At 47.7% G+C, this 4,436-nt stretch carries 5 protein-coding genes; 3 read left to right on the top strand and 2 right to left on the bottom strand.

The annotated features are described in order from the left end of the window. A partial coding sequence (locus PLA23_RS10820) for an AMP-binding enzyme (protein ID WP_324475185.1) occupies positions 1–820 on the top strand: 820 nt, incomplete at its 5' end. Positions 821–833: 13 nt separating this feature from the next. Here PLA23_RS10820 and PLA23_RS10815 read toward each other — a convergent pair. After that, on the bottom strand, positions 834–1,469 hold the full coding sequence (locus PLA23_RS10815; protein WP_324328380.1) for a DUF5591 domain-containing protein: 636 nt from the start codon (positions 1,467–1,469) through the stop codon (positions 834–836). 140 nt (positions 1,470–1,609) lie between these two features. Here PLA23_RS10815 and PLA23_RS10810 point away from each other — a divergent pair, with 140 nt between their 5' ends. Both PLA23_RS10810 and PLA23_RS10805 read left to right on the top strand, forming a co-directional pair. Beyond that, the gene (locus PLA23_RS10810; RefSeq protein WP_324328381.1) at positions 1,610–2,185 is read left to right on the top strand and encodes a cache domain-containing protein; all 576 of its coding nucleotides are present in this window, start codon (positions 1,610–1,612) and stop codon (positions 2,183–2,185) included. 88 nt (positions 2,186–2,273) lie between these two features. After that, complete coding sequence (locus tag PLA23_RS10805; protein ID WP_324475184.1) at positions 2,274–2,816, top strand: hypothetical protein; 543 nt, start codon at positions 2,274–2,276, stop codon at positions 2,814–2,816. Between the two features lie 27 nt (positions 2,817–2,843). Here PLA23_RS10805 and PLA23_RS10800 read toward each other — a convergent pair. After that, positions 2,844–4,436 (bottom strand): S9 family peptidase (locus PLA23_RS10800; RefSeq protein WP_324475183.1); only part of this gene is annotated, 1,593 nt, incomplete at its 5' end.

The raw sequence follows: 4,436 nt of genomic DNA, 5'->3' as shown, positions 1-4,436 counted from the left end.
AACCGCCATCAGGATGTTTATGAAGGTCGGAGAACAATGGCCTGATAAGTACAACCTCAGCTCCCTCCGAATCATCGGATCTGTGGGAGAGCCACTAAACCCTGAGGCATTCGAGTGGTATTACCGGGTCATCGGACGGAACCGGTGCCCGATTCTGGATACCTGGTGGCAGACCGAGACCGGTATGCACATGATCACAACCCCGCTCGGACAGCCCATGAAACCAGGGTTTGCCGGAGTGCCAATACCTGGCGTCGTTGCAGATGTCGTCGATAAGGAAGGAAATCCAGTTCCGCCACGGCAGGGAGGTCTTCTGGTCATCAAAGAGCCCTGGCCGTCAATGATGCGGACCGTCTACAACAACCCAGAACGGTATACGCAGTATTGGAATCAGATCAGGAACTGGTATACCGTTGGTGATCTTGCGGTAAAAGACGAAGACGGGTACATCATGGTTCTTGGGAGATCTGATGACATCATCATCGTTGCCGGACATAATCTTGGAACCGCAGAGGTCGAATCTGCACTGGTCTCCCATGAAGCTGTTGCGGAAGCTGCGGTCATCGGGGTTCCGGATGAAGTGAAAGGGCAGGCGGTCAAGGCGTTTGTCATCCTGAGACAGGGCTTTGAACCAAGTCAGAAACTTGTATCCGAACTGACATACCATGTCAGGATGACTATCGGGCCAATCGCTATGCCATCCAGCATCGAATTCATGGACAAACTTCCAAAAACGAGATCCGGTAAGATCATGCGTCGGGTGCTCAAGGCAAAAGAGTTGGGGGTAGACCCGGGTGATATCTCAACCCTTGAAGAATAACCTCTTTTTTTAATTACTCCTGTAATGAGTTCTTCATCTGCACAAGTCCTTTATGGAACTCTTCCAGATACTCCTCCATGTTCAGGCTCCCTTCCTGAAACGGACAATCAAGTTCCATTATCCTGTCTATGACGTCCTGTCCGGGCATAATGATATCAATCGGGACCTGTGCACGGAAAGATCCCTGGATCAATGCTCTCCGAAACGGGCCAATACAGTAGGCAATACGTTTTTTATACGTATCTTTTGTCTTGAGAAGATATCCTGCAACCCGCTCGGTCTCGATTCTGAGAAAATCCTCCTGAATGGTAGTATCCTTCACTTTTCCCAGCATATAGTGATAATGAGCATATGGATACATCGTCTCCAGTTCTGCAGGAAGAATTCCGCATGTACCGAATATGACAATATGATATACTTCAGGCTCCAGGACCTCATCAATGATTTTGCGTATAATCCGGTGACTGGGGCTAGTACTGTAGGGCTTTCGAACCGCACACGGAATGAAGATCGCAATATCACGCGGCTCTACCTCATACACATCAATAATATACCGATATGACTCCTCAAATTCAGGGAGATAAAATGGAGGATCGGTGAGGATTGTATCTTTTGATGATCCGTTTCTTGCTTGTTTTGGATCGTTCATGCCGTACCAGTCACCATCCTATACCATTATAATAGCTCACTGGCTGATGCTGTTCATGCCCACCAGACACAAGATACAACCATTCAGATACTAGTAATTCCGGTATAAAAAAAACCATCTAATATGAGATCCAATAGAGAATGATGAGACGAAATCTCTTTATCTGCCTTCTTCTGGTCTGTAGTATCATCCCTCTAACTGCTGCCGTGGACCTTATGATGTCAGGAGAGAATGATGCCACATCCGGTCTTCTGCAGAATACTGTCAAAGAGAATAACACATCAGCCGAAAGGGTTTCTGATATGGTAAAATTCGTTCAGGAGGCTGTTGCGTATGCCCGTGACCATGGCAAGGAAAAAGCCCTTGCTGAATTTAGTGACCGCAATGGTTCATTCTTCAGGAAAGACCTGTATATTTATGCATATGACTTTAATGGCACCACCCTTGCTCACCCGTTGCAGACCGAACTTATCGGAAAGAGCCGTCTGAACGAAACTGATGCAAACAATGAGTTTTTTATCCGTAATCTGCGTGATGCTGCACAAAACGGATCAGGATTTGTCGTATTTCACTATGTAAATCCGGCCCATAATAATTCGGTTGAGAAGAAACTTGGGTATGTTGAGGCCGTGGATGATACATGGTGGCTGGGATCGGGACTGTACGGTGAAGATGTGACCATTCCAAAAGAAATCACCTGGAATACTCCTGCATAATCCAAAAACACACATTACCCCAGTTTCATTTCACTTTTTGCCTTACCAAACCGGCAAACCTTTCATATTTGCAATCATACGATGTCATATGGGCCATTATGTAATCGCCTGTATATCGGCGCTTCTTATTATCTGTCTTTTCTCAGCTGGAAATGCAGAGATGACGCCACTCCCTACAGTCCAGCTCCCTCTTGCTCCCCCTGCAGTCAAACCGCCATATGATGATGACCGGTTCTTTGAACGGGCAAATAGCACGATACAGCAGATCTGTAACGGGGACACCCTTCCGGTCGGGAAGATGAACATGGCATTTCATGACTCTCTTGCAGGAACATATTACACTCTCATCAGGATGATTATCAGTCAGAAGGAATATACCCAGGCGGAGAAGCTGATCTCATTCCTTTCGTATACCCTGACACTTTCGGAGAAATATCTTGAGTATGAGTCGGAGAAGAATACCTTCTCCCCGGTTGATACTGGCCGTGTGTCGTATGAGGACCTGATGCCCTGGTATGATGCAGCAGCCGGTATCTGGAAGAATTTATATAAGAAGTATCCTGGCACGAAGATGTATGGGATGCCTGATCCTGTCCCCCCAAAGACATGGATAATTGGCGAGATCCCATAGGTAAAAAGACCCTTTTTTAAAAAACGGTCAGAGGTATGTGCCAAAATACCTCATCATCGTCTTTAGGTAATAGGGGTCATAATTCAGATCATGGTTCTTATTGGGCATTACCATGAGATCATACTGTTTTTTAGCCGATTCAAGAGCATTTGCAAGCTGCATTGTCATGGATGGATGAACATTATCATCCATATCCCCGGTGATAAGGAGCAGATGACCAGTGAGGTTTGCTGCTTTTTCTGCGGTAACCTGCTCAAGATACCGGTCAGTCACCGGATATCCTTCATACTTCTCCCCCCAGAACGAGGCATAGAGCCTGCTATCATAATTTCCTGACCCGGCAACCCCGACCTTGAAAAACTCCGGATAGGTGAGCATTGCCTGAGCTGCCATGAATCCACCTGCTGATTTGCCATAGATACCCACCCGGCTGATATCCAGAAAAGGATACCGGGATGCAAGTTGTCGAAGACCGGTAATGTGGTCAGGAAGGCCACAATCACTCAGATTTCCATAACTGACATCATGAAATGCCTTTGACCGGTATGCCGTACCAAGACCGTCCATCGTTACCACGACATACCCCAGCTCAGAGAGCATCTGACATGTCCAGTAGATCTTTGCATTCCAGGTCAGAGAAGCTGGATAGGCAGTTTCAGTGACGATAGTATAGGGGCCTGGATAGACCACGTCAATGACCGGATACTTCTTCGTGCTGTCAAAATGCGTCGGCCTGAAGAGCAGACCGTACAGTTCCGTCTTTCCATCACGGGCAGTCACTGAGAACCGTTCTGCCGGAGTCCAGCCCATTCTTTGAAGATCAGAGTCATCAGCCGTTGCAAGATGCATGAGAAGTGTGCCGTCTCTTGATCGGAGGACGGTCACCGTCGGGAGATCGGCTCGGGAGTAGGCATCGACAAAACAAGAGAGATCCGGGGATAACGATATCGAGTGATCTGCCTGGCCCGGGGTCAGGAGTTTCAGACCATTCCCATCGGTCTGGACCCGGTACAGATACTGATAGTAGGGATTGCCCCCCTCTCTCCCACTTGCAGTAAAGTAAATATGACCGTTCTTCTCATCAACGGCCAGGATCTTCCGGACTACCCACGGCCCTTTTGTGATCTGTTTTTTCAGTGTGCCATTGGCATCATACCGGTACAAATGCCCCCAGCCATCCTGTTCTGAAAACCAGATGACATCCCCGTTCTGTAGCACATAGACGTTAGGAGAGGCACCGTATTCCAGATTTGATTCGATATACGTCGAACCAGTCTCGTTCATGATCTCCCGGACAGTACCGGTCTGTGGATCTGCTGACAGAAGACGAAGGGTCTTCTCACCCCGTTCAACATAGAGGAGATATGAGATATTTCCTGTCTTATCCCACCACTCAAGGACATTCTGATCCGTATCCATCAGACTGACCTCCGGCTGTGGTCGGTATTGTACAGGAGTGACAATACGGGAATTTGTATCGATAATAACAGGGTGATATTCAGGGACAGCAGGATCTCCGGGTGTTGCATACTTATATGAATAGAGTACCGGACGCCTTCCGGTTCCTGATGCATCCTGCACAAGCCAGATCGGGCTGACATTTCGCTGATCAACCCGGTA

This window comes from Methanospirillum sp., from assembly GCF_035406105.1.
GTDB lineage: Archaea > Halobacteriota > Methanomicrobia > Methanomicrobiales > Methanospirillaceae > Methanospirillum.
Note: the sequence above shows the minus strand (reverse complement) of the source record. Positions and strands in the feature narration are given on the sequence as shown.

Excerpts from the sequence above, each read along its gene's own strand:
- PLA23_RS10815 (WP_324328380.1), bottom strand. The coding sequence starts at position 1,469 with ATGAACGATCCAAAACAAGCAAGAAACGGATCATCAAAAGATACAATC.
- PLA23_RS10810 (WP_324328381.1), top strand. The coding sequence starts at position 1,610 with ATGATGAGACGAAATCTCTTTATCTGCCTTCTTCTGGTCTGTAGTATC.
- PLA23_RS10805 (WP_324475184.1), top strand. The coding sequence starts at position 2,274 with ATGGGCCATTATGTAATCGCCTGTATATCGGCGCTTCTTATTATCTGT.